This window comes from Candidatus Nitrosopumilus sp., assembly GCF_040878665.1.
Lineage (GTDB): Archaea > Thermoproteota > Nitrososphaeria > Nitrososphaerales > Nitrosopumilaceae > Nitrosopumilus.
Genome location: NZ_JBBDLU010000007.1, coordinates 230,843 through 254,712, shown reverse-complemented (window position 1 = coordinate 254,712; position 23,870 = coordinate 230,843). Strand labels below are relative to the sequence as shown.

The following is a 23,870-nucleotide window of genomic DNA, read 5'->3' as shown; positions in this document are numbered from 1 at the left end:
GCATTTGAAATTAAACTGAAATTTTTATTAAAAGGATTTATCCAAATCTTGTTTTATCTTTTTAGATTCAGTATCCTCTTCTAGTGAATCCTTTATGATGAATCCTCCCTCTTCTGCTACTGGAGGAGGTATTTTTTTGGCACTTCCCAGCCCCATAGTTGTTAGTACAACAGATGTCATGATAATTGCAAAAACTATTTGAGGATATGCTTCCGCATTAGGTAATCCCATAGTAAGTGGTAATGTAGCTAACACAGCTGCTGCCAATCCGCGTGGAATCATTATAGATGTAACTTTTTTATCTAATTTTGAAAAACTTCCAATTAGAATCATTTTACAAAGTATGATTCTTCCAATATAGATTAAGACTGTAGTAACTACACCAAATATGATATATTCAACATTGCCAAAGCTAGCAAGAAGACCTACAAATACAAAAAAGAAAGTTCTAACTAGAAAAGTCAATTGATTGTGCATGGCATTGTCTGCCTCAATTTTTGGAATTTTGAATCTGAAAATCTTTGCAAATCTCTTCTTGTTTCCTATCATCAATCCAAATACTAGTGCGGTAAGAGCGCCAGATTCTCCAAAAGTATTTGCCATAAAGAAAAGCACAAATAAAATTCCCAATGTCAACATGTAGCTGTGTTGAGAATTGCCCATCTTGGTTGTCAAATACATCCAAGGAAGCCCGACACCTAAACCAAGAGAAATTCCTACAAGCAATGAATTTCCAATGGTATCGCCTAATGTGTTATAATCTAAAGAACCTGCTATGATTGCCCCAAACATCACAAATGCAATGATTGTGGCTAAAATATCAGTAAGTGCGGACTCGAAACTTAGTAGCGATTTTGTTTTATCTGAGATTTTGAGATTTCTTACCAATCCAAATACTATTGCAGAGCTGCTGCCACCTACCATGGCTCCTAAAAGAATACTATCTAACCAAAACCAATCCAATGCATAATGAGCAAGACTTGCAACAATTCCCACAGATATGGCAAAGCCAATAATTGATAACAAGATTGCAAAATGAGCTGTTCTTACCATATGTCCAAGATCCAAATTCAATCCACCATCAAACATAATTATTATCAATGCCAAGGCAGCAAAATAAGGAACAACTTCAATTACAACATCTGGTTGAATTAATCCTAACACAGGACCAAAAAGTACACCTAACAACATCAAAAATGCTACATCTGGAATTCCTGTTTTTTTGAAAAATGATTCACCCATCACTCCAAAAAATATAGTTACACCTGCAGCTAACAACAACATAGGTGCAGATATTATTGAATCAGAAGAAATCGATTCCAGTATGCTACTACTGACATTTATGAATTCTTGAAGAAATTCAGGAATGTTTTCTTGATTAAAACCACTAAACATGTTTGCTATGTTTACTGAAAATGGTTCTATATCAAATTCCAAAGATTGGTAAATTCCATTAATATATTGATTTAGTATGCCAAATATACTTAGAATGTGCAACATCAAGTTCTACTTTGAATATTCTTTCTTGATTAATTTCGTGATGAGTGAATAATAATTGATAATAAAATGGGAATTGAATGATTGGTCAAGTTCATGCATCGTTTCCTTTGATGAACTGAAAGTTATCTAAACACAGATATTTAAAAAATTATGCTGGAACTGATAGTTTTTGTAATTTGTTATAGTGCGTTCTCAAAAAATCCATGATCTTTCTATCTTCATCTTTTTCAATTGGAATCCCATTTGCAAGTATGCTTAGATATTTTAAATCTGACTCTAACTTACGTAATGATATCTTTATTCCTTCCTCATACTTCATTCTCGAAAATTCAACTATATTCTCCTCAATCTGTAAAATCTCATTTTCCAAGTCGTCTATGTCTTGACGAAGAGCATCTTGCATTAATCACGCATGTGTATCCTTGAAAATAACTTTGATTGTTGAATTTCTTAATTATTGATTAAAAATTTGAAAAAAGTTAAACAGATTTATAGAATTCTTACAAGCTAGGATAAATCCAATAATCACTATCTACTGAATATGGCAAAGAACCTAGAAAATAGTGAAAAAAAGAGAATTCAGGAAAAACACCGTGAAGAATTCAAAGAAAAGTTTAGAGAGAGACTTGCTAAAGGCGAAATAATGGATTTTACCTAAAAAATAACTATCTGCTAAATCCCTGTTTATTTATTACATTGATTGTAAGTGTAGATTTTATTCCCTGAACCTTTCTAATCTTTTTGCTAATAATATTTGAAATATCGTTGTATGTGGGTGCAGAAAGCTTGCAAATTATTTCATAATTTCCAACTAGAATGTCAGCTTCCACCACTTCAGGAATCTCTTGCAATCTTTCCATTATGTCAGATTCATCTGACTTTGAACAATGAATAGTGATAAAAGCATGAACCATATATTCGTCTAGAACTTTTTGTTCAATTTTATTTATCTTTGAGATTCCTGGTTTTTTGTCAACTAGTAGTGTTGTAATTCCTCTGATCTTTGGCATTTTTCTAATTCCATTTGTAATGTCGTGTTGGAGATCTTCTTCATTTGATGATTTTAGTTTAGTTAGAATATCATATGTTCCAAACGTTCCATATGCATCCGTAATGCTTGGAATTTTTATTAAATTTGAAATTATATAATCTTCTTTTCCAGATTCATTCACAATCAAAACGTATGCTTTTACCATTAATTCCGTCCCTCAATTCCCATCAATGTGAGAGTAGAGCGAACATGTTTGATTTTTCTTATATTCCACGTTATGATTTCTCTGAGCTTGTCTCTGTCTAGATTTTCTATCTTTGCAATAATGTCATATGCGCCAAATGTTCCATGAATTTCCTTTATTGATTCCATGTGTCTTAGAGAATCAAGTATTGCTTCTTCAGAACCAAGATCACAGTTGATTAGGACATAAGCAGTTTCCATAATTCATACATGCTCAAAAATTATTTAAGTAAAACTCTCTGAATTACTTAAAATTGTAATGTTTTTTATCTAAAAATTAAACATCTGAATATTATTTCATTTAAACATAAACATAGATGTTGGCAAAAATAATAAGATCTATGATTCTTGCTCATTAATTATCTTCAGAGTCATGCTGGTTTTAATGTGAGGTAAAGATCTTATGGCTTTGGTAAGAATATGATCCAATGTCTTTTCATCTGATGCTTCTATCTTACAAATAACATCATAAAATCCAAAAACCACATCTGCCTCTTTTACTTCTGGTATGTGACTGAGATTTTTTAATGTGGTATATTCTTCCCCGTTATCACAATGAATAACAACATATGCTCTGGCAAGATTCTGTCCCAACATCATTCCAATTAGTTTTTCAGATGCTTGAAACAGTTCTCCCGATTCTGAACGTGTCAAAGTAACTGTAGAGTGTATTTTTGGCATGTTGCGAACAGTAACAGTAACGATCTCTCGAATTTTTTCTTCAGTGTCTGATTCAATTTGTGCAACTATATCATATAGACCGAGTGTGCCATGAGCTTCTTTTATGCCTTCAATATTTTTCAACGACGCAATTACTTGTTTTTCTGAACCCAAGTCACAGTTCATCAAAACATATGCCTTGGGCATTTATTTTTCACTGCCTTTGTATGAAGTTTGATGTTGAAACATCACTATAATAATACACGATTAGAATAAAAGATTTCACAGCAAATTCAAATATTCAATAACAATTGAAAAATTAAACAAATATTCATTATTGCTTTAGAGTAGTTTTTATTTTATTATGACACAGTTAATCAAGGCAGTAATCAAATCAAAAACATCGAGAGGGAAAAAGAGTATCGATGCGCATTGTCAAAGGATGAATGCAAGATTACTGTCTATACTTTTTACATGATCAAGGCTTGATTCTCGCAATTTAATTTATTATCCTTTAGTAGGATCTCGACTTAGAATATTTAGAACATGTTCAATGATTTGTTTTTGTCCTCCTTCATGAAGATCCATCCTCATCGTATCTGACCCTAAACTAACAAAAATTAGATTACTCTCACCTAATGGAAAAGTAATGCGTGTTATTTTTTCAAATGCTGCAACTGCATAAAGCCCCCTGCCAATCTTGTGGCTTAGTTGTTTTCTTGCTTTCCACGCACTAGCTGCTCTTTTTAGAGATGATGCAGTTTCTTCAGGGGATAGATAATTTGTTATTCCTTCACGATGATTAGTTGCAAGAATATTTCCATCTAGATCTGTTACAACACTGTGTCTAACATTTACATCTGAATGCATGATTCTTTGTAAAAGGTTCTCATAATCCATTGTAACTATAACCCCATGTTGGAATTTACCCAATTTACTATGGTAATTATATTTTTAACATTGCCGAATTCTTCCCCTTCTAAACTTACAAACAAAAGATGGTTATTTGGCAGAGGTATTGTGATTCTTTTTATTTTATCATAAGCCACTATTGCATATTTTCCCTTGCCTATTTTTCCAGAATATTTGTCACGTTCTTCCCATGATTTTATGGATCTCTTTAGAGATTCTTTTGTTTCATTCATGTTAAGATAACTAGTGGTACCGTCTCTGATACTATTCCATAGAATGTTTCCGTCATGATCACAAATTATTGCAATTCTGGAGCTTGGAACTTCCCCTAATATCATGTTGAGTAGTTTTTCTTCATGTTCGTTAAGATTTTGCGTCACAGACATTAATAGAAAATAACATTAATGTAACATAATCTTAATGACGTCTTTTCTTTAAAATTGTTTGAAAATTAAAATTATTTTTAATAAATGTAAAGGAAAAAAATCTAACCTTTATTTTTCATTATCACCTATATACATAAAATGAAAGAAGATTTTGCAGAATACACTAAATGCATTAGTTGCGACACTTCATTACTATTATGTGACTGTAACTGTCCAAAATGTGGTAAACGAGAGGATTGCAACTGTGATTTAAAGATAATAAAATAGGACAAAATAAAATTCAAGAAATTATTTGGAATGATGTTAGGTAAAAAATCTCTGATTACGTATTTAATTTCTGTTCAAATATCGACATTATGTATCCCATAATTTCTTTATTAAGAGAAGAAAAAGATTTTATATTTTGATTAAACATTTTGAAAGCTTCTTTTGTTGCTTCAGATGTATCTACAGTAATTTTGTTTTGGGTTGCATATGCTTGAAGAGAAATATCAGTAATATCACGAATGGTTCTAAGGACTGATTCAGATGCCTCTGTTTTGTAACCTGCTTTGAGTGCATACTCTTGTTCCAAAGAAATAGCAGAGTTGATCACTGTTTTCCATGCATCGATGTAATCTTGTTGAAGTTTTGCAATAGACTGATGATATTTAGGTGAAATTTTTTCAACCTCTTCAAAATATCGTTCCACATTGTTTTTAGACACATTAAAGATATCTTTTGTTTCGTTAGGGGATTTTGCCACTTTTACTTTATTGAATATATTTTAGATAATATTACCTAGCAAAAAACTATACAAATGTTCAAAGAATCAAGCAGAAACAAACAATTTTTTAATAATTATTATAATCTTATATACGACACAATTTTAGAATTTGTCTAATCTTACAAAGATGAAATATCTGATTAATCTCATAGGATATTAAACATAATCATCAGATCTTGGTTTATCTCTTGTAACTTTTGTTGAAGATCTGAAACATCATATGATACTATGGATTTTTCAACATCTGGTTAATTCCTAGATTACGTATAGGTAAATTTGAATACTAATGCAACGTCTGTTATTCGTGGATTCTGAGATATCTCCAGCTGAATGGCTAGCGCTTAACCAGTTTCTATATGAAATAAAACAAATTCGTTTTCCTTGTGTGTCGCTTTATTATCCGTCTACAAAGGGGCAAGAAACAATATCTTTGCTACAGGAAACAAAGAGAAAAGAGGAATTTGAAAAAATAGAATCAAAAATTGAACAAATAATTAGTAAAATAAAAAATGATTATGCTTCTACAGGAAAGTTTGCAAAGACATTTTGTATTTTTGGATGGCTAGTAAACGGAAAAGTGCACACTAAAGAAATTGCAACCTCAAAAAGATTGCCATACATCTACATGGTAAGCAAAAAACCGTACATCAAGCCATTTCGTGATATACTCAAAACTAATTATGACGTAATACTAGTAACACTCGATCAAAAATCTGCAACAATACAAAAGTTTCATGGTAACCGGATTATACAAGAATCAAAAGAAAGCATTGATCTGCGTGGAAGACATAAAAAAGGAGGACAGAGTCAAGGGAGATTCCTCAGGGCAAGACAAACTAAAATTCATGTTTTCTTCAAAAAAGTTGTAAAGAAAGTTCAAATTATGGATTCAAATTCTGAATTAATACTGTTAGGAGGTCCAGGTAATGCAAAAACGGAGTTTTTTGATGAGCTTGATTCCGAATTAGTAAAAAAGTGTAGATTTGTTGAAAACTTGTCTTTTTCAACTCCAATTAGTTGTGTACATGAGAAAATAATTCATCATCTTTACCAATATCGAAGAAAGCATGTAGAAGAAATTATTAAAAAATATGAAAAACTAGTTAAAGACAAGCTAACTGCAAAAAGAAATGATGTAATTTACAAGGCACTGGAATTAGGTGCGGTAGACACGCTCATTGTTTCAGCAGAATATCACACAAACTCTCAGTTCAAAAAAATAATGAACATGCTTGAGATTGCAAGAAAAAAGTCATCTAAAATAGAATTTGTATCCTCTCCAGCAATTATAACCAAATTACAAATTCATGACTCTGTTTTGGCCATACTCCGATACAGAATAAAATGATTCGCTCAAAAACTCAAGCCTCATACACTTGACAGAACCCAATTTTTTCACACATTTGTAACTATGATCTCACTTATCTATGATGGAGTAGATTACACATTAATGGTAAGAAAAAAACTAACTGCTGCTGAAATAAAAAAACAAAAAGAAGAACAAAAAACTAGAATCAAAATACTAAAAGCTGCAAGACGAAGCGGTAAAATTGTTAAAGCAGAAGGAAAAGTAGAAAAATCAAAAGCTAAAACAAAAACACCAAGATCACAAAAAAAGTTAGCTACTGTTAGAAAATCTCGTTACTAGCAATTATACTAGACATTGTTGGTATTATAATCATAAAGTGTTTTAATTTTTTGTATAATATGGAGACATTAGATTCAATTAAAAACTGATTAGTATTGTTTTCTATGATCCATACAGAATTAACATATGGATATAGATGATTTTATGCAATTGTGGTACCTCGTCATTGTTTTATTATTACATTTGAAGCATATTTCCTGTTCTACTATTTTACATTCTTTACATTTTGAAAAAATTTGTAGTAAATTTCCACAATTTCTACATGATTCATCTGGCAACTAAATTTTGTCCTGTTTTTTCTCCCTATCATTGCTTAGATTTAGATTGATTGCAGTTAGATGAACAAGTCTGAAAATATAATTGGCTATCTGCAATTTCTTTTCTGCTTTGTTGTTGCTCAAGGAAGATTGTGAGGTCATTACAAATGATATTGTAAAATGTGTCTAAAGATTAACTAATATAGAATCCATAAAATATTATATTTTCATCTACTACATTTTACTTGTTAAGAAATAATTTTCTATATAGTATATGGAACTACTATAATCTATGCCTAGTATTTGTAAATAGAATTTTTAAAATTATTAAGCAATGAAGACAAAAACATCGTTACTGATTTTATTGACTGCATTTGGAGCGATCATCACTCCTCTTTATGCAGACGCAGCAACAGCTCCTGAAGCACCTAATCCAAACATTCAATATGATTTGACTAGTGCAGGTGCAACATTCCCTTACCCTATCATTGATTTATGGAGAGTTGAATACAACAATATCTACGACAATGTAAACCTCAATTATCAATCAATTGGAAGTGGTGGTGGAGTTAAACAACACATAGAAGGAACTGTAAATTTTGCAGCATCTGATGCACCTCTAACAGAATCAGAAAGAAAACTAGCCCCTGGAACATTCCACATTCCTGAAACAATTGGGGGAGTGGTAGTGGCCTATAATCTACCTGAAGTTCCAAACAAGGGACTAAAACTAACTGCTGATACTGTCGCAGAAATATTTTTGGGAAAAATCACAAAATGGAATGATCCTAAAATTGTTGCAACAAATCCTGAGTTGAATCTTCCTGACAAAAACATTGTCACAGCTCAAAGATCAGATGGTTCTGGAACTACATTCGTCTTTACAGATTATCTGAGTACTGTTAGTCCAGAATGGCATGACAAAGTGGGCAAAGGTAAATCTGTTCCATGGCCAACAGGACTAGCTGCTGCAGGCAATGAAGGCGTTGCAAGAATTGTAAAATCTACAGAATATGCTATTGGATATGTTGAACTTGCTTATGCATTTCAAACAGGGATGAGTTTTGCATCAATTCAAAATGCTGACAAATCTGCATTCATTGAACCATCTTTAGACAGCATCTCTGATGCATCTAGTGGTGCTGCTGATAGTTTGCCTGCATCTAAAGATAGCTGGGCAGAAGTATCAATAGTTAACGCACCAGGTTCTAACTCATACCCAATTGCAAGTTTTACATACTTGTTAGTGCATGATGATCTAAAACCAGTAACTAAAACCAAAGAACAAGCAAAAGCCGTAATTCATTTAATTAATTGGATGATTACTGATGGCCAAGAATTCTCACCAAGTTTGCTGTATGTTCCACTATCTGATAAAGTAACAATACTTGGACAGCAAGGACTACAACAAATAACATATGATGGAGAAATTCTCTGGGATGCAAATGCATCTCCACAGTCAGAAGTTACACAAGAGATTAAACAACAAACTGAAAAAACGGAGACTGGCGGTTGTCTAATTGCAACTGCAACGTATGGTACAGAAATGGCACCACAAGTTCAGATGTTGAGAGAAATTCGGGATAATCAACTAATGAATACTGCATCTGGTACATCTTTTATGACAGGATTTAACCAATTGTATTACTCATTCTCCCCATCCATTGCTGATATGGAAAGAGCAAACCCCGTATTCAAAGAAATGATAAAAATTGGAATTACTCCATTAATATCATCTTTGTCTATAATGCAATATGCTGAGTCTGACTCTGAAGTTTTAGGCTATGGTATAGGTGTAATTATGATGAATCTTGGAATGTATCTAGCAGCACCAGCTATGTTGATCTTTGGCTTGAACAAAAAATACCGTGGATAAATCATCCAAAATCTTTTTTATTTTTTTTTAAGATTCTTCGATAACGTTTTGCACGGTTTCATCTATCACAATCTCAGATATGTCTCTTGAGTATTCTGCAGTTCTTCTAATGTCTTCTAAAATTAATTTTATTATGCCTGTATCTTCACCGGGTTTAAGTGAATCCATTAGTTTTTTTTCTATTTCTATGACTTTACTTACGCTTGCTGCAACATTTTCTGCCATCAGGTAATCCCTTTTGGAAAGTGCTGTAATTGAATTTTCAAAAACAACAAGTGATTCTATACTGATGTGTTCTATTTCTTTTAGAATTTTTTTATCTATTGGTGATTTTAGATATTTTATTTTTTTAGCAATAAGTCCTGCATGATCTGCAATTCTTTCTACACATTTTACTACTGTTCTATAACCAAGACAATCAGATGGTTTTTCGAGTCCAGAATCTAGTAGAACTTGAACATTTTCTAATGCTAGATTTAAATTTCTTAGTAAATAGAGGCTGAATCTATCTACCTCGTCATCCATTTTGATAATCTCTTCGGCATGTTCTAAATTTAATTCATTTAATGCCTCAATAGCTTCCTGATGCATATTTTTAGCAGTTGTGTACATTCTTTTCAATGCAACAGTAAATGATAATTGTGCAAGTTGAGTTAGAATTTGTAATGTTATTTTTTCTGCACTTGATTCAACAATCTCAGTTCCCATTAGTGTGGTTCTTACTAAATCTCTAATTGCACTTTTATGTGCACTTGGAATTTCAATCCCTTTTGTTCTTATCTCTATGGTTTTATATCCTGAAAGATACATTGCAATTATCTTTCTTCTAATTGATTCCTTTGAATCATTTTTTCCAATTGTTGCTAGGGCGTTGTTCTTTTTGGTTTGCTCTTCTTGAAATAGTGTGATTGAATCATTACGATTCTTTACCAACGTTATGTTGGAATTTTTCTTTAGTTGTAGTTCATCAATCCATGTCTTTGGCAGCGATACAATATACGTAGATCCACCAGTTAGCTGTAATCGCCTAATCTGTTTTATCTCTGACATGGTTTATGACTGTGTGATAATTGATTTTTTTCCAATATACTGCTTCTGAACATAATCTATATAGTTCTACGTTTATTTCATACTCTACATAATTTATGATCATTTTTTAGATAATGTGTCAATATTGTTGGAATTGTGTGAAGAAAAACGATGTAGCATATAAAAAACAGAATATTTTATCAGATAAAATTTTCAAGGTAGGCGCTACAATCGCAGGAACGTTTGTTTTAGTAATGATTGCCTTGTTGGTCTTTCAATTAGCTACTGAATCATACCCGGTATGGGAAGAAGAAGGATTATCATTTATCGTTGGCACTGATTGGAATGCCGTTGAGGGCCGTGAATCTTTCGGTGCATTACCATATATTTTTGGTACACTAGTTACTGCATCACTTGCAATGCTAATCGGTGTCCCACTAAGTATTGGAATTGCAATGTTCATTTCAGATGCTCCTCCAAAAATAGGTGCCCCATTAGGATTTCTAGTTGAACTTTTAGCAGCTGTTCCAAGTGTAATTTATGGCCTTTGGGGTCTTTTGGTTTTTCGACTTTACTTTAAGGATTGGGTGGAACAACCATTACATGATTTATTTGGTGACTCGATATTTTTATTTTCAGGAACACCATTTGGTCTTGATATTATAACTGCAAGTGTGATTTTAGCTATCATGATCATCCCAACAGTTTCAGCAGTATCTCGTGAAGTAATGAAAGCAGTTCCTCAACAACAAAAAGAAGCTGCATACATGTTAGGTGCAACAAAATGGGAAATGTTTAAGATTGCTGTGTTTCCATATTCTAAAACTGGATTGATTGGTGCATCCATTCTTGGTCTTGGCAGAGCAGTTGGTGAAACTATGGCAGTAACAATGTTAATTGGAAATGCAACAGGCATTGCTGCAATTCCTTCATCGTTATTCAAACCAAGTCAAACAATGTCTAGTATAATTGCAAATGAATTCGTTGAAGCCTCACCAGCATCGTTACATCTTCCTGCATTAATTGGAGTAGCTTTGGTTCTTTTATTAATTGCAATTGTGATTAATGTTATAGCTCATCTTCTAGTAACTAAAATGATGAAAGTAAAGGAGGGTGCAATTAACAATTGACCACTAACGAACGAAGACAGGAATACAGAACTCTTTTCAAACAAAATGTAAAGAATCGTCTTTTAGTAGACAAAATAGTTAGAATTATTGTTTTTGCATGTGTAATTATTGCAATTATTCCATTGGGCAGTATTCTAGTTGAAGTATTCAAAAACGGAATATCTGCCATAAGTTATGAATTTTTGACAGCAACTCCTGGTTCTATTGGTTCTGGCGAAGGAGGAATAGGGCCTGCCATTCAAGGTACTTTGATAATAATTGGACTTGCCAGTTTGATTGGTGTTCCAATAGGTGTAATGTCTGGAATATACTTGTCTGAATATGGCGATAACAAATTGGCACGATTTATTAGATTCTTCAATGATGTGTTTATGGAATTTCCATCTATCGTCCTTGGAATATTTGCATTTTTGGTAATTGTACTAATTCTCGGTCATTTTTCTGTCTGGGCAGGCGCATTTGCGTTATCTTTAATCATGTTTCCTATTGTTGCTAGAACTACTGAGGAATCTTTGAAAATGGTTCCAATAACTTATCGGGAGGCCGGCACTGCTTTGGGATTAAAAAAATGGATTATAACATTTAGAATTGTGATTTCAGCGGCAAAAAGTGGGATGATTACGGGAATTCTACTATCTGTTTCAAGAATTGGTGGTGAAACTGCTCCACTGATAATGACTATTCTTGGAAGCAGTCAATTTTTCAGTAGTATGGATGTACCGATGGATGCATTACCACTAAGAATCTGGAGGTTGTCTTTATTGCCTTATGACAGTGCACAATTGCAAGGTTGGGGATCTGCATTAGTCTTAATCATAATTATTCTTGGAATCAATTTGGGTGTTAGATATTACTTTGCCAATAAAACAGGAAATGGAATAATGGGGAGATTAATTAAACAAGGGGTAATGAATAAAAAATGACCATGACTATCTCTCCTCAGAAAATTACTGCTACGGTTGATTCTGATCCACACTCTTTTACATCTGATGCTGTAAAAAAATTCAAGATGGTTGCAGAAAATGTCTCTGTCTATTATGGCACCACTGTTGGTGTGAAAAATGTTACAATGAAGTTTCCAGAAAAATCTGTTACTGCTTTAATTGGACCTTCTGGTTGTGGGAAAACAACATTTCTCAGATGTCTTAACAGGATGCATGACATGACAAAAAATGCTAAAGTTGAGGGTAAAGTAATGATTGATGACATTGATCTTTATGATAAGGCTATAGACCCAATTTATCACAGAAGAAAAGTTGGAATGGTTTTTCAAAAACCAAATCCATTCCCAACAATGTCTATTTATGATAATGTTGTTGCAGGTTTGAAACTAAACGGAGTAAGAGATAAAACAATTCTAAATGAAATTGTAGAGGATTCACTTAAAATGGCATATTTGTGGGATGAAGTGAAAAATGATTTGAAAAAGTCTGCAATTGAATTGTCTGGTGGTCAACAACAGAGACTTTGTATTGCTAGAGCCTTGGCAATTCAACCTGAAGTTTTATTGATGGATGAGCCTGCATCTGCTCTTGATCCTATCGCAACTCAAAAAATTGAAGAAACAATTACAGAACTAAAAAAAGAGTACACGATAATTATTGTTACACACAATATGCAACAAGCAGTTAGAGTTTCAGATTATACTGGATTTATGTATCTGGGAGAACTAATTGAGTTTAGAGAGACAAAGAAACTATTCACTGATCCGAAAAATGAATTAACTGCAAAATATGTTCAGGGACAATTTGGATAATGACTAGATTAATTGATCCGTCACTTGAAAAGCTATCTCAAACCATGGCTGAGATGGGAGATATGGCAATCGAATGTATTTCATTAGCAGTTGACTCGTATCTTGAAGGGAAAAATACTACCCATGAAGTTTATGAGTTATCTGATTCAATTCGTAACAAGTATTTTGAAGTTGAAGATTTGATTTTTGATATGTTGTTAAAATATCAACCAGTTGCAGATGATTTTAGAATGATTCGCTCCTCAACTGAAATATCTTATGCGTTTTCAAGATTTGGAAGATATGCTTATGATATAACTCAGGTAAGAGATCTGTTTGGAGATATTTCTGAATGTACAAATGAATCCATAATTGAAATCACAAAGAAAGTAAAACACATGATAAAAGAAGCTGTTCTTTCTTTTGCAGAACTAGATGTTAGAAAAGCTGTAAAAATTCAAGAAGATGAGGCATTCATAGATAAAATTTACAAGGAAAGATTACCTCAATTAATTCAATCAAATAACACTAAATGTGCGCTAGCTGAAGCTTTACTTTTACGATATCTTGAAAGAATTGGGGATCATGCAGTATTCATGAGTGATGCTATAAACTATATCGTTACAGGCAAACACAAACCCAGTGAAAAAAGAATCGCAGATCACATAAAACCTTCTTAGATTTCATCTACTATTTTCACCCACAAAATTAGCCCATTTTTCATTTTGACTAAATAAAGAATTCGATGTGAATAGATTAGACAGGAATTTTTCAATAAATTCTTGTTTTTTCCAATATTTCCTGGGGAATTAGCCTTATTTCTAAGTGTATATACTTACCAAGGAAGATTTTATAAAAATAGTAATTTTTAAATAATTTCCTGGGTAATACTGTTTATGGTAACTATGATAAAACGAAGAAAAGGAAATCAAGACTATTACTACCTGTACCATGATTCAAAAAAAGGTAAACGAAAACAACGAGAAGAATATCTAGGAAAAATAATTCCAGAAGACATTGAGGATCGGAAAAAGAATTTTGCCTTAGAGATAGAAAGAGAAGAATGGCTTCCAGATCTTGAAAGAATCCATCAAAACTACAAAAAAGAACAAAACAAAATCCCATTATCAATAAAAGAAAAAAATCTAAAGGATTTTTCTGTTAAATTCACGTATAATACACAACGAATTGAAGGTTCTACTTTAACTCTAAAAGACACTGTATTTCTTTTAGAAGATGGTCTTACACCATTAAATCGACCTTATAGAGACATTAAAGAAACTGAGATGCATCAAAAATTATTTCTAGAAGTAATAAAACAAAAAGAGGATCTGTCTTTAAATGTAGTCAAAAAATGGCACAAAAAATTATTTGAGCAAACAAAATCGGACATTGCAGGAAAACTTCGAGAGTATAATGTAGGGATTGGACAAAGCAAATTCACTCCGCCACCACATACTGCTGTGAAATTTTTAGTTGATGGATTCTTCAAGTGGTATAATACAAATAAAAAGAAACTAAATCCAGTTGAGCTTGCGGCTCTTGTGCATTTGAAATTTGTCACCATCCACCCATTTGGCGATGGAAATGGTAGAACTACAAGACTAATGATGAATCATGTCCTAAACAAATTTGATTATCCATTACTTGACATTAATTACAATGATAGGCGCTCATACTATAATGCACTTGAAAAGTCACAAACTAAAGACGATGATTTGCCCTTTTTGCAATGGTTCATGAAACGATACTTCAAAACTTGCAAAGACTATCTCTAAATGTTAAATCTATGCCTGAAGACCTCTTTTGCCAACGAAGAGTAAAATCTCTTTCAGAACAAGATATTGAAATTTTATAGATGTAGGGGAGCTGTAAATTATAATTTTATTGTTATAGTTTGAAAATACAGTGGGTAAAAAGACAACGCTTCTTTATTATCTTCATTAAACTGTTTTAATCATATTTTTAATTAAACAAGTAATAACTAAACAAATATATAGATTTCTAACAATATACTATATTATTATCTAGTACTATACTATAATTATGAGCTATTGTATCAAATGTACAGAACCGGCGGATGTTTGTTTCTGCGAGACAAAAAAGGTCATCCTAAGTGATTACGTTGATGGAATGCGCGAATGTGCCGAACTGAAATGTTATTGTAAAGAGCACATGCCAAAATTTGGTGATTCTGGTGAGTAATCCAGAATCACGTGAATTGTGTTTGGGTTGTGACAATGTAATATCTTACTGTAATTGCATTTGTTGTTATTGTGGGAATAGAGATAGTTGTAAGTGCCCATCGTTTGATGCAGCAAATGAATGATTTTGAAAATATTGTCCAAAAATGGCATAGTTTGGCACAATTTTGAACCTAGAATAATGACATTAGATTTTGATTTTAGTAAATAATGTGTGCCGGGGGCGAGTTTTGAACTCGCGACCTCCAGATTATGAGTATTGCCTTAGTTGGAGAACCGTTAGAGATTACCAATTGAACTGGCACTCTAACCAGGCTGAGCTACCCCGGCATAATATATGCCTGAAAATTTGGGAAATTAAATGATTCTACAAGATATTTGATGAGTTTGCAACTCAGATTTACCTCAAAAATACAATCACTCTGTGCGGTGCATTGCAATGCATTCTCACAGCTTATCTTGATTTTTGATATTTTGTTGACAATGACAAAAAGTTTTCAAAAATTTTCTATTTTGGCATCTATTGTCACATTGTCAGTACTTGTAATGTTGTCTCAAGGAATGCTAAACACAGTATATGCTGAAGAATATAATTTTGTAGCAGGTATACACAATGAAGTTACTTTTCATTTTAGGAATGGTGTTGAAACTGTGAATTTTCCTGTTTTTTCCACCACTTCAGATATTGTATCTAACATTGGATCTAGTTTTGAAGTTGAAGGTGTTGTGGGAAATAATCCTCATTTACACAAGGCATTAGATGAAGCATATCTCTATAGAATGTCTACTTTAACTGGAGGTAATAGCTTTGAGTATAATTATCGATATTTTGACGTTGATGTTAATGTAGTTCAAAATGAAAATATTCTAAAATCATTCACATATGATAACTGTGAAATTTCTGGATACAGTGTATCGACTCTTACAGATGACTATGAGTCCTATTTAGCACCTGATACCGGGTTTGTAATTGTTAATAGTATACAATTTAGATGCGGTGGAGTTGGAATTAATTTAGACTATGATAACTCTGATTTGAATTCCATGTCACGTAGTTTTACCGATTATGGCTCATTACCTTTCACACTTGCCGAGGATGTTCGTACTTTTCTTACATTTGAATTTGATCATGGTTCTGAAAAAATAGAGTCTGTGATTTTTACGTTAACTTCAGGATTTAATGAGGCTAATGACGCTGGTCCTAGCTTTCAGATAATTACTGCAGTTTTACCTCATCCTTTGATAGATAACGCAATTGATAAATCTCAAAAAGTTTCTGGCATGGCATCTACTTTCAACGAAGACTTTGATGTGTCTGTAGAATTTACAAATTCTCAAGAAACACTACGAGGCCTTGATTTTAAAGATTGTATAGTGAGTGGATATGATATACTGACTCTAAGGGATCACGAGGAAGGCTATACTGGAAAGCGAGGATTTGCTACTGCTGAAATTCTTGATGTTGTCTGTTCTGGTCTGACTCCAGTTAACCCTGTTTTTGATAAACTATCTGATGCCAAAGAATCTAGATTATCTAAGATGAACAATATTTACACAACAAATTCCTACAATATGGGCACTGGTCCTCACATGATTGCTACTTTTGATTTTGATAGCGGCACTGAAGTTGTAGATTTTCCTGAATTCTACCAAGGTAATCTAATTGCAAGGGCAAATCCAACATTTACACTTGTGGGGGTTCCTGGCGTTACTCCATTACTATATCACACAGTTGATCAAACTCGCGAGTCTGGACCAAAAGTAACTGGTGTCTCTTCACAAGTTAAGCTATTTGATGTGAATCTGATTTTAGCATATGGTGATGATGTTGTTCGTGGTTTTGATTATACAAAATGTCGTGTTGTAGATTACATAGTAAGAACAGAACATGATGGAGAGGAGAGCTTTTACAAAGGATTTGCGTTAACTGATGAATTCTATTTTGAATGCCAAGGTTACAACCCATTTGATCCGAAATATGATGCATTATCTGATGTTTCTCACGCAAAGACAGAATCTTCATTAAATTGGAAAGAAAAACAAAGAGATACTTGGGGACCGGATTTTAGATAAAATTACTTTATACTATTCCAATCAATATTTTCATTTTTGACCCAAAGGAATTTCTTTTGTAATGCTGATGTGTATAGTTTTTCCCACTCCACACCAACCTCTTCTGTCCAAGCTTTGAAAACTCGTGGGTCTATGTAATTTCTTAAAGATGTTCCAATGTTATAGTCCTTAGTTTTCTCTGATAGATCTATTTGTAGTTGTAATTTCTCTGATCTCTCTTTTTGTTTTGCCTTTTGTTTTTTGATCTGCTCATTTAATGTCTTGATTCTTTTTTCTTTGCTTTTCTTCTGAGCATCAGTTTTTGGTTGTATTGCTTCTGTTTTTTTAAGATCTGCTTGGGTTTTTTCCCATGGCTTTTCTTTTTCTATTTTTTTGAGTGTGTCTCTTTTCTTGTCTAATGCCTGCTCGAAGGTCTTAGGGATTGTTCTTTTATGATTACACATCATGGCAGCCTCCAAGTTTGCCAATTTTGCATGATATAGTTTCTCATTTGCTGTCTTTCCTTTCATATTGTCATGCTCAATGAGATAATTTCTGACAACTGTGGTAGCAAGATATGTTCTGAATACCTTCGCAGTCAAGCCTTTGACAATACTGGAATAATACACGTTAACATGTCTTGAAGTAATGTCATCAAAAATCTCATCTTTAGGTTTTTTCTTTTCCACGAGGTTCTTGAGATTTTCATGGAACTGTTTATCGTGGCCTTCAGCTTTTACAGTTTCTTGCCATCTTACACTATCTTTACCAAGAAAATCAAATTCTATTGAATTTGGTGTAATTTTGATGTGTTCCTTTCTGAGAGTTGTAGCACCAACTGTATCTGCCTCGTCAGGATCCTTTTCATCTCCTACTCTCATTGCAGTTCTGTAAATTAAATAACAAGCTGTAGCAATTCTGCTAATTTTTGGATCTGTGCTTTTCATGTCTTTGACAATTTTGTCTTTGATTTTGTCAATTTCTTTTGCAAGCTTTACTGCTTTTTCATATTTTTCCTTGTCTCTGTCTTGTTTTAATCCTGCTGTATCTGCCAGCCAAACATATTTTCTTTTTTGTGTAAGATAGTCCATCCAACTAGCTAACCACATAGATTCGTTATCATGAATAATCTTGCCCCATTTTCCTTCAGGAACTTTAGCATCTTTTCCAAGATTCAGCGTAACATCCTTTGGCGTTACCGGTGGTTTCCATCTTCCTCTAAGCGGATGCTCTCCTCTACCAATGAATATTCCTGGTGGTTCAGCCATGTAATTTCCAACTTCGACTTGATTTCCATCCATAATGGCAACTCCAAATTTGGCTTTTAGTTTCTCACGTAATTCTTTTCTTTTTGCAGCAATGGATTTCTTATCTTCTTTTGACATCATCTCTTTGAGATCTTTTTCTTTGTCGATTATTTTGTAAGCTTGAGAAAAATCAATATCTTCATATGATATTTTTTTAAATTTTGTATCTAGAGTTTTAGCAAAATCTGTCGTAAAATTTTTCTGAAAAACTTTGTCTTGTACATATGGTGTGTCTTTCTTTTTTGCCCATTGATACACCATTTCTTCTTGATTTAGATCGAGATTTACAGTCTCTCCTTTGATCTTTATCTTAATTCCCTGAGCCTCATACGCTGGAGGAAATAAGATTCCATTATGTTGTAGTGTTTTCCATTTCATTTTTTTCACTTTAAAATTGAGGACTTTGATGAAAACTCTATTCTATCTGTATATCAATTTAACGTAGTATTCAATCAGCTTGGAAATAGCTCTTTACTCATGTATTTCTCAAATTCTATGTCTGTTTTGGTCTTTTTTGCCTCTAAAAACATGACTGCATCAGTTCCTACTACATAACGTGGTAGAATCTCTTTGTCATGAATTACCTTGATCACAACATCTGCTACTTGAGATGGTGGCGTTCCCAGCTCTGACATCATGTTAAGACCTGATAGAATATGCTGTGTTAATTTCTCATACTTCTGATCTGTATTTAATTTTGGAACTTTGGTTGAATTCAAAAAGTTTGTCTTGACAACACCTGGCTCAATTAAAGTAGTTTTGATTCCAAACTGGCCTAATTCATATCTTAAACATTCAGTTAGACCTTCTAGAGCAAATTTTGAACTGATATATGCTGAAGATCCTGGAAGACCCATCCTGCCAACAACTGAACTGATATTCACGATAATTCCTGATTGCTGTTTTCTCATTATTGGAGATATTTCTTGAATAATTCTTACAATGCTAAAGAAATTAGTTTCAAATTGTTTTTTAAAATCTTTTATTGATACGTCTTCTGTACATCCAAATTGCATATATCCTGCATTGTTAACAAGTACATCTATTCTTTGACTATCTGACATTATTTTTTTGATTGCTGAGATAATTGATTTTTCATCATCCACATCTAATTCTATAACTTTGATTGTCATGTTTTCTTTTTTTGCAGCGTGTTCTAATTCTCCAGATTTTTTTGTATCTCTCATACTTGCAAAAGTTTTGTATCCGTCTCTTGCAAGTGCTAGTGCAGTTTCTAATCCAATTCCTGAAGAACTACCTGTCACAAGAGCAACTTTTTCCATAATGATGTTGTATTTTTGTTATATTTATCCCATTTTGATTAATCATACAAGAGGTCTATCGCCTTCTGTAGGGTCAACCAATTCTGTTTTTTCACCACTATTGATTCTCTGAAGAATTTCTAATGCTGATAATTTGTGAAGAAATTCATTATTGTTACCACATCTATATGAAAATGTGCATCTGGGACATCCTGATTCGTTTTGACAAGGGCATTCTTTTACAATGTACATGCTTCTCTCTAGTGCTTTCTCAAATCTGTCATAGAGGGCCTTACTTGCACCGCTGCCTCCAATTGCCCCATCATAAATGAAAATCAAGCCTGAAGTCCCAAGGGATATGCCTCCTAAATCTTGAGAAACTCCGCCTGTTATCATGTTGCTTCCTTCAATTACTACGTGTTCTGTCGCATGATATCCGCTGGCTTCTGCATATGCTTCATCTTCTGATGTCTCTATAACCGTCAGCGGTCTTGGGGCATGAAAAACAATTCCTTTAGTAACAAAATCATACTCTAATGGAATGTCAAGTAGTATCTTTTCACCTTGTGTAATCTCTTGACCTAATTCTATGTTGACATAACCATACACTTTCTTTTGAATATGTAATTTACAAAATGCAACTTCTATTCCATTTGCAATTCTTTTCTCAAAAACTGTTTCAATGGTGGGCCATTCTTCTGTAAGTGATTTTGTATAATATGGATAATCTCTTGGAATTTTTTCTATTTTTGCATAATTCTTTTTAGGATAATCAAATTCTTTAACTCTGTAACGAATACCTGCCAAAAAATAGATTGCGTCTTTGTGCAATTCTTCTAATGCTATTGGCAATACTCTGTCTCCTACTTTTTGGTCTGATAAGAAAATGTCGATTGATTTTCCGATTCCTCTGATACTATAGTCATTTAGTATAGAATTAATTTTATCAAAGTTAGGAATTATTCTGTTATTGAATAGTGTGATATTTTCTTTGATTATGTGATGTTCTATCACTTCTTGATGTTCTTTTAATTCGTGTTTTGATATTGGTCTGTCACATGCCATTGCTAGAACTTGAAACTCTTCTACAAACGGGTTTTTCGGATCGATGTATGTTTTTTCAATATCTTCAAAATAATCATCAGGGTGATTCTTGTAGTATTGTGAGATTGGATCATTTCCTAATGCTAAAAATGCATACCCTCTCTGACCTTTTCTTGCGGCTCTGCCAATTCTCTGAATTAGTCTGTTTACTGGGATGGTAGATGATATTACACAATCAACATTCCCTACATCTATGCCTAATTCAAGCGTTGGAGTACATGATATTGCAGTCAAACTGTTGTCTTTGAATTGTTTTTCAACTGACGCTCTGTAGTTCGCCATTAACCCTGCTCTGTGAACCTTAATGTTGACTTTTTGCTTTTTTGCTTGAATTGCTAATAATTCTGAATTTAGATGTGAATTGTTAAACACCATTGTTTTGTGTTTTTTTTCAGTCATTTTCTTTGTTAGTTCAACCATGAGTTTTCTTTGTGTCCTCAGTGATGGAAATAGCATTACAAAATCTGTTAGACCTTTTTTACCTGAACCACGAATAACTTGCATTTTTTCCCCAAAAAGATTTTGGCAAAATTCTTTGGCATCTTCTAATGTGGCTGATGCTGCAACAAATTGTATTTTATTACTACAAATTCTTTTCAGTCTTTTAATAATATAATGTACATTTGATCCAAAAATGCCTGAATACACATGAGCTTCATCCACAACTAGAATTCTCGCTGATGTTAATATTGATGCAAATTTTGTTTGATGCCACATGTGATAATGCAAAACATCAAAATTCGTAATTATAATTTGAGGCGGTTTTTCAATGATCTCTCTTCGTTCCTCTATCTTTGTATCTCCATCAAAAACTTTGATGTTAATTCCAATCTTTTCCGCAAATTTTTGAATTTTTGGATGTTGATCTCGTGCTAGTGCTTTTGTAGGATAAATGAAAATTGCAAAAACATTTCCGTCATTGGCCTCTTTTTTTATTCTTTGAATCACTGGAATCAAAAATGCTTCTGTTTTGCCAGATGCTGTAGGTGCTTCAATCACAACATTTTCTCCAAATATGATCTCTTGAATTGTTTCTTCCTGAAATTTGTAAAATTGCTTTATTCCCAATTCTTTGAGATGCTCCGAGATTGATTCATCTAATCCTAAATCTTCAACACTACATCCCATTTTAGGCTCAGGATTCTTCAAAACTTTGTATTGAGACACATAGTCTTTTTTTGAAAATAGAATTTCCTCGGTAATTTTATCTGGTTTATTATTTCCAATCATCTCTTTAATCTCGTTTTCTCCTCTCACAATGCCTTCTTCTTTTAGTCCCTCAGAAAGTCCTTTTTCAGTAACTAACCCTTTATCATATCTAGAAAGAAATTCTAAAAATACTTCATCAGGATTTTTTGTAAATTCTAAAAGATCTTCAATACCGCATTTCTCACATGAAACATGCATTTTTTTGTTAAATGTTTTTTGAATTTCTATTTTTGATTTACATTTTGGACATGAGAATTTCAAGATCTATATGATTAGAATAACTTGGTGATTTATTGTTTAGTTGTTGTTCTAACCAATCACATTATTAAGCTAGGAATTTGTCTTGAATTTAAAAATGAAAGAAATCGAAATTAACAAAATTTACAATCAAAACTGTATTGAAGGGATGAGTTCTATTCCTAAAAACAAAATTGATCTAATCATTACTGATCCTCCATTTGCAATTAATTTCAAAGCCAAAAAAGCAAATTATAACAGAACTTCGTCTCGTGTATTATCCGGGTATAATGAAATCCAATCTAAGGATTATTATGATTTTACACTTGCATGGATGAATGAATCATTTCGGATTCTAAAAGACTCTGGAAGCATGTATGTGTTTTCAGGATGGAATAACCTCAAAGATATTCTACGTGCTCTTGATGATGTGGGTTTTATCACAATTAACCACATAATTTGGAAGTATCAATTCGGTGTGGTTACTAAAAAGAAATTTGTCACTTCTCATTACCATTGTCTTTATGTTTGTAAAAATGATCAGAAACGAAAGTTTTTTCCATTTTCTAGGTTCAAAAAAGATGAAAAAACAAAAGATGGACGAAGTCTTCACTACAAAGACAAAGAAAATGTGTGGGATATTAAACGTGAATATTGGACAGGTGATGAAAAAACACCTACCAAACTTCCTTCTGAAATAATTGAAAAACTATTAGAATATTCTAGCAAAAAAAATGATATTGTATTTGATCCATTTCTTGGTTCAGGACAGGTCGCAGTAGTTAGTAAATCGCTCCAAAGAAAATTTCTTGGTTTTGAAATAGTTCCAGATTACTACAAATTTGCTAAAAAACGACTTGATACAAATACGTACAGGATCAAATCCAAATAATCATTTATTCTCAGATTCTTCTGTTTTTTTCTGACCTATTTTTGTAGATATGTTTTCTCTTAATTCATCATCTGTTTTTTCATCAATTTTTACTCCAATTGATTTTGCAATAGTTTCTAATTTTTCTCGCTCTGTTCCAACAGGACCAGAAATTTTTGGTGTTTCTTCTGTCACTTCTTTCATCTGATTTTGAATTTCATTTTTTGCTTTGTTGTATTCATTGACTGCTTGTCCCATTTTTCTTGCAGCTCCTGGAAGTTTTCCTGTTCCTAAAATCAAAACCAATGCAACAAAAATTATAATCATCCATTCACTTCCTCCCACATTTAATGGATAATTCAACATGATCTGGTATTCTTTAAATTGAAATTAAACGTAATGTTCTATTTACATGCCTAGATAATAGATTTCATTATTGAATATCAAGTATGAGAATATACTCATTGATTTAAAGAATTTCAAGATGGTCT

The 23,870-nt window shown here is 32.8% G+C and carries 23 protein-coding genes and 1 tRNA gene; 10 read left to right on the top strand and 14 right to left on the bottom strand.

Going from position 1 to position 23,870, the window contains the following annotated elements; all coding sequences use genetic code 11:
* Nucleotides 1-27 precede the first annotated feature (27 nt).
* From WDZ98_RS07840 to WDZ98_RS07805, 8 genes are all read right to left on the bottom strand, one after another.
* Entirely contained in the window at nt 28-1,500 is a 1,473-nt protein-coding gene (locus WDZ98_RS07840) for a cation:proton antiporter (protein ID WP_368059541.1), read from the bottom strand.
* A gap of 148 nt (nt 1,501-1,648) precedes the next feature.
* The gene (locus WDZ98_RS07835; protein WP_368059543.1) at nt 1,649-1,903 is read right to left on the bottom strand and encodes a hypothetical protein; all 255 of its coding nucleotides are present in this window, start codon (nt 1,901-1,903) and stop codon (nt 1,649-1,651) included.
* A 262-nt stretch (nt 1,904-2,165) separates the two neighbouring features.
* Entirely contained in the window at nt 2,166-2,696 is a 531-nt protein-coding gene (locus tag WDZ98_RS07830; protein ID WP_368059545.1) for an Lrp/AsnC ligand binding domain-containing protein, read from the bottom strand.
* Nucleotides 2,696-2,935, bottom strand: a complete 240-nt coding sequence (locus WDZ98_RS07825) for an Lrp/AsnC ligand binding domain-containing protein (protein WP_368059547.1) — start codon at nt 2,933-2,935, stop codon at nt 2,696-2,698. Before WDZ98_RS07825 ends, WDZ98_RS07830 begins: the two co-directional genes overlap by 1 nt.
* A gap of 138 nt (nt 2,936-3,073) precedes the next feature.
* Entirely contained in the window at nt 3,074-3,601 is a 528-nt protein-coding gene (locus tag WDZ98_RS07820; RefSeq protein ID WP_368059549.1) for an Lrp/AsnC ligand binding domain-containing protein, read from the bottom strand.
* Nucleotides 3,602-3,901: 300 nt separating this feature from the next.
* Nucleotides 3,902-4,294 (bottom strand): hypothetical protein, encoded by a 393-nt coding sequence (locus tag WDZ98_RS07815; RefSeq protein WP_368059551.1) that lies wholly within the window; start codon nt 4,292-4,294, stop codon nt 3,902-3,904.
* A 5-nt stretch (nt 4,295-4,299) separates the two neighbouring features.
* A complete protein-coding gene (locus WDZ98_RS07810; RefSeq protein WP_368059553.1) occupies nt 4,300-4,692 on the bottom strand; it encodes a hypothetical protein in 393 nt (130 codons plus the stop codon).
* 322 nt (nt 4,693-5,014) lie between these two features.
* Complete coding sequence (locus tag WDZ98_RS07805) at nt 5,015-5,437, bottom strand: hypothetical protein (RefSeq protein ID WP_368059555.1); 423 nt, start codon at nt 5,435-5,437, stop codon at nt 5,015-5,017.
* A gap of 325 nt (nt 5,438-5,762) precedes the next feature.
* Between WDZ98_RS07805 and WDZ98_RS07800 the strand changes: the two genes are divergently transcribed.
* The 3 genes from WDZ98_RS07800 to pstS all read left to right on the top strand — a co-directional run bounded on the left by WDZ98_RS07800 (nt 5,763) and on the right by pstS (nt 9,239).
* Nucleotides 5,763-6,806: a Vms1/Ankzf1 family peptidyl-tRNA hydrolase gene (locus tag WDZ98_RS07800; protein WP_368059557.1), complete on the top strand. Its 1,044-nt coding sequence runs from the start codon at nt 5,763-5,765 to the stop codon at nt 6,804-6,806.
* 102 nt (nt 6,807-6,908) lie between these two features.
* Complete coding sequence (locus WDZ98_RS07795; protein WP_368059559.1) at nt 6,909-7,106, top strand: hypothetical protein; 198 nt, start codon at nt 6,909-6,911, stop codon at nt 7,104-7,106.
* Nucleotides 7,107-7,697: 591 nt separating this feature from the next.
* Nucleotides 7,698-9,239, top strand: coding sequence for a phosphate ABC transporter substrate-binding protein PstS (gene pstS, locus WDZ98_RS07790; RefSeq protein WP_368059561.1), 1,542 nt, complete (start codon nt 7,698-7,700; stop codon nt 9,237-9,239).
* Between the two features lie 27 nt (nt 9,240-9,266).
* Here the strand turns inward: pstS and WDZ98_RS07785 are convergent, their stop codons facing one another.
* Nucleotides 9,267-10,289 carry a PhoU domain-containing protein gene (locus WDZ98_RS07785; RefSeq protein ID WP_368059563.1) on the bottom strand — a complete coding sequence of 341 codons (1,023 nt, stop codon included), beginning with the start codon at nt 10,287-10,289 and terminating at the stop codon, nt 9,267-9,269.
* A 137-nt stretch (nt 10,290-10,426) separates the two neighbouring features.
* On the opposite strand from WDZ98_RS07785, the gene pstC reads away from it, so the two are divergent.
* The 5 genes from pstC (at nt 10,427) to WDZ98_RS07760 (ending at nt 14,911) form a co-directional block, all read left to right on the top strand.
* A complete protein-coding gene (gene pstC, locus WDZ98_RS07780; protein ID WP_368059565.1) occupies nt 10,427-11,398 on the top strand; it encodes a phosphate ABC transporter permease subunit PstC in 972 nt (323 codons plus the stop codon).
* Nucleotides 11,395-12,321 (top strand): phosphate ABC transporter permease PstA, encoded by a 927-nt coding sequence (gene pstA, locus WDZ98_RS07775; protein ID WP_368059567.1) that lies wholly within the window; start codon nt 11,395-11,397, stop codon nt 12,319-12,321. Before pstC ends, pstA begins: the two co-directional genes overlap by 4 nt.
* An 86-nt stretch (nt 12,322-12,407) precedes the next feature.
* Nucleotides 12,408-13,154: a phosphate ABC transporter ATP-binding protein PstB gene (gene pstB / locus WDZ98_RS07770; RefSeq protein ID WP_368060132.1), complete on the top strand. Its 747-nt coding sequence runs from the start codon at nt 12,408-12,410 to the stop codon at nt 13,152-13,154.
* Nucleotides 13,154-13,813 carry a phosphate uptake regulator PhoU gene (locus WDZ98_RS07765; protein WP_368059569.1) on the top strand — a complete coding sequence of 220 codons (660 nt, stop codon included), beginning with the start codon at nt 13,154-13,156 and terminating at the stop codon, nt 13,811-13,813. Before pstB ends, WDZ98_RS07765 begins: the two co-directional genes overlap by 1 nt.
* Nucleotides 13,814-14,029: 216 nt before the next feature.
* Nucleotides 14,030-14,911, top strand: coding sequence for a Fic family protein (locus tag WDZ98_RS07760; RefSeq protein WP_368059571.1), 882 nt, complete (start codon nt 14,030-14,032; stop codon nt 14,909-14,911).
* 641 nt (nt 14,912-15,552) lie between these two features.
* Here WDZ98_RS07760 and WDZ98_RS07755 read toward each other — a convergent pair.
* A tRNA-Met gene (locus WDZ98_RS07755) sits at nt 15,553-15,667 on the bottom strand.
* A gap of 153 nt (nt 15,668-15,820) precedes the next feature.
* Here WDZ98_RS07755 and WDZ98_RS07750 point away from each other — a divergent pair.
* Nucleotides 15,821-17,410, top strand: coding sequence for a hypothetical protein (locus WDZ98_RS07750; RefSeq protein ID WP_368059573.1), 1,590 nt, complete (start codon nt 15,821-15,823; stop codon nt 17,408-17,410).
* A 2-nt stretch (nt 17,411-17,412) separates the two neighbouring features.
* Here WDZ98_RS07750 and WDZ98_RS07745 read toward each other — a convergent pair whose 3' ends face one another.
* From WDZ98_RS07745 to WDZ98_RS07735, 3 genes are all read right to left on the bottom strand, one after another.
* Nucleotides 17,413-19,074, bottom strand: a complete 1,662-nt coding sequence (locus WDZ98_RS07745) for a DNA topoisomerase I (RefSeq protein WP_368059575.1) — start codon at nt 19,072-19,074, stop codon at nt 17,413-17,415.
* 74 nt (nt 19,075-19,148) lie between these two features.
* The gene (locus WDZ98_RS07740) at nt 19,149-19,979 is read right to left on the bottom strand and encodes an SDR family oxidoreductase (RefSeq protein ID WP_368059577.1); all 831 of its coding nucleotides are present in this window, start codon (nt 19,977-19,979) and stop codon (nt 19,149-19,151) included.
* Between the two features lie 42 nt (nt 19,980-20,021).
* Nucleotides 20,022-22,532 (bottom strand): DEAD/DEAH box helicase, encoded by a 2,511-nt coding sequence (locus tag WDZ98_RS07735; protein WP_368059579.1) that lies wholly within the window; start codon nt 22,530-22,532, stop codon nt 20,022-20,024.
* A gap of 94 nt (nt 22,533-22,626) precedes the next feature.
* Here WDZ98_RS07735 and WDZ98_RS07730 point away from each other — a divergent pair, with 94 nt between their 5' ends.
* The gene (locus tag WDZ98_RS07730) at nt 22,627-23,400 is read left to right on the top strand and encodes a site-specific DNA-methyltransferase (RefSeq protein WP_368059581.1); all 774 of its coding nucleotides are present in this window, start codon (nt 22,627-22,629) and stop codon (nt 23,398-23,400) included.
* On the opposite strand, the gene WDZ98_RS07725 is transcribed toward WDZ98_RS07730, so the two are convergent.
* The gene (locus tag WDZ98_RS07725) at nt 23,401-23,745 is read right to left on the bottom strand and encodes a twin-arginine translocase TatA/TatE family subunit (protein WP_368059583.1); all 345 of its coding nucleotides are present in this window, start codon (nt 23,743-23,745) and stop codon (nt 23,401-23,403) included.
* Nucleotides 23,746-23,870: the final 125 nt, after the last annotated feature.

What these genes read in the sequence shown, in the direction of transcription:
- WDZ98_RS07810 (WP_368059553.1), bottom strand. Translation starts at nt 4,692, where the DNA reads ATGTCTGTGACGCAAAATCTTAACGAACATGAAGAAAAACTACTCAAC.
- WDZ98_RS07825 (WP_368059547.1), bottom strand. Translation starts at nt 2,935, where the DNA reads ATGGAAACTGCTTATGTCCTAATCAACTGTGATCTTGGTTCTGAAGAA.
- WDZ98_RS07745 (WP_368059575.1), bottom strand. Translation starts at nt 19,074, where the DNA reads ATGAAATGGAAAACACTACAACATAATGGAATCTTATTTCCTCCAGCG.
- WDZ98_RS07815 (WP_368059551.1), bottom strand. Translation starts at nt 4,294, where the DNA reads ATGGATTATGAGAACCTTTTACAAAGAATCATGCATTCAGATGTAAAT.
- WDZ98_RS07795 (WP_368059559.1), top strand. Translation starts at nt 6,909, where the DNA reads ATGGTAAGAAAAAAACTAACTGCTGCTGAAATAAAAAAACAAAAAGAA.
- pstB (WP_368060132.1), top strand. Translation starts at nt 12,408, where the DNA reads ATGGTTGCAGAAAATGTCTCTGTCTATTATGGCACCACTGTTGGTGTG.
- WDZ98_RS07820 (WP_368059549.1), bottom strand. Translation starts at nt 3,601, where the DNA reads ATGCCCAAGGCATATGTTTTGATGAACTGTGACTTGGGTTCAGAAAAA.
- WDZ98_RS07835 (WP_368059543.1), bottom strand. Translation starts at nt 1,903, where the DNA reads ATGCAAGATGCTCTTCGTCAAGACATAGACGACTTGGAAAATGAGATT.
- WDZ98_RS07750 (WP_368059573.1), top strand. Translation starts at nt 15,821, where the DNA reads ATGACAAAAAGTTTTCAAAAATTTTCTATTTTGGCATCTATTGTCACA.
- WDZ98_RS07830 (WP_368059545.1), bottom strand. Translation starts at nt 2,696, where the DNA reads ATGGTAAAAGCATACGTTTTGATTGTGAATGAATCTGGAAAAGAAGAT.
- WDZ98_RS07765 (WP_368059569.1), top strand. Translation starts at nt 13,154, where the DNA reads ATGACTAGATTAATTGATCCGTCACTTGAAAAGCTATCTCAAACCATG.
- WDZ98_RS07740 (WP_368059577.1), bottom strand. Translation starts at nt 19,979, where the DNA reads ATGGAAAAAGTTGCTCTTGTGACAGGTAGTTCTTCAGGAATTGGATTA.
- pstS (WP_368059561.1), top strand. Translation starts at nt 7,698, where the DNA reads ATGAAGACAAAAACATCGTTACTGATTTTATTGACTGCATTTGGAGCG.
- WDZ98_RS07730 (WP_368059581.1), top strand. Translation starts at nt 22,627, where the DNA reads ATGAAAGAAATCGAAATTAACAAAATTTACAATCAAAACTGTATTGAA.
- WDZ98_RS07760 (WP_368059571.1), top strand. Translation starts at nt 14,030, where the DNA reads ATGGTAACTATGATAAAACGAAGAAAAGGAAATCAAGACTATTACTAC.
- WDZ98_RS07725 (WP_368059583.1), bottom strand. Translation starts at nt 23,745, where the DNA reads ATGTTGAATTATCCATTAAATGTGGGAGGAAGTGAATGGATGATTATA.
- WDZ98_RS07785 (WP_368059563.1), bottom strand. Translation starts at nt 10,289, where the DNA reads ATGTCAGAGATAAAACAGATTAGGCGATTACAGCTAACTGGTGGATCT.
- WDZ98_RS07840 (WP_368059541.1), bottom strand. Translation starts at nt 1,500, where the DNA reads ATGTTGCACATTCTAAGTATATTTGGCATACTAAATCAATATATTAAT.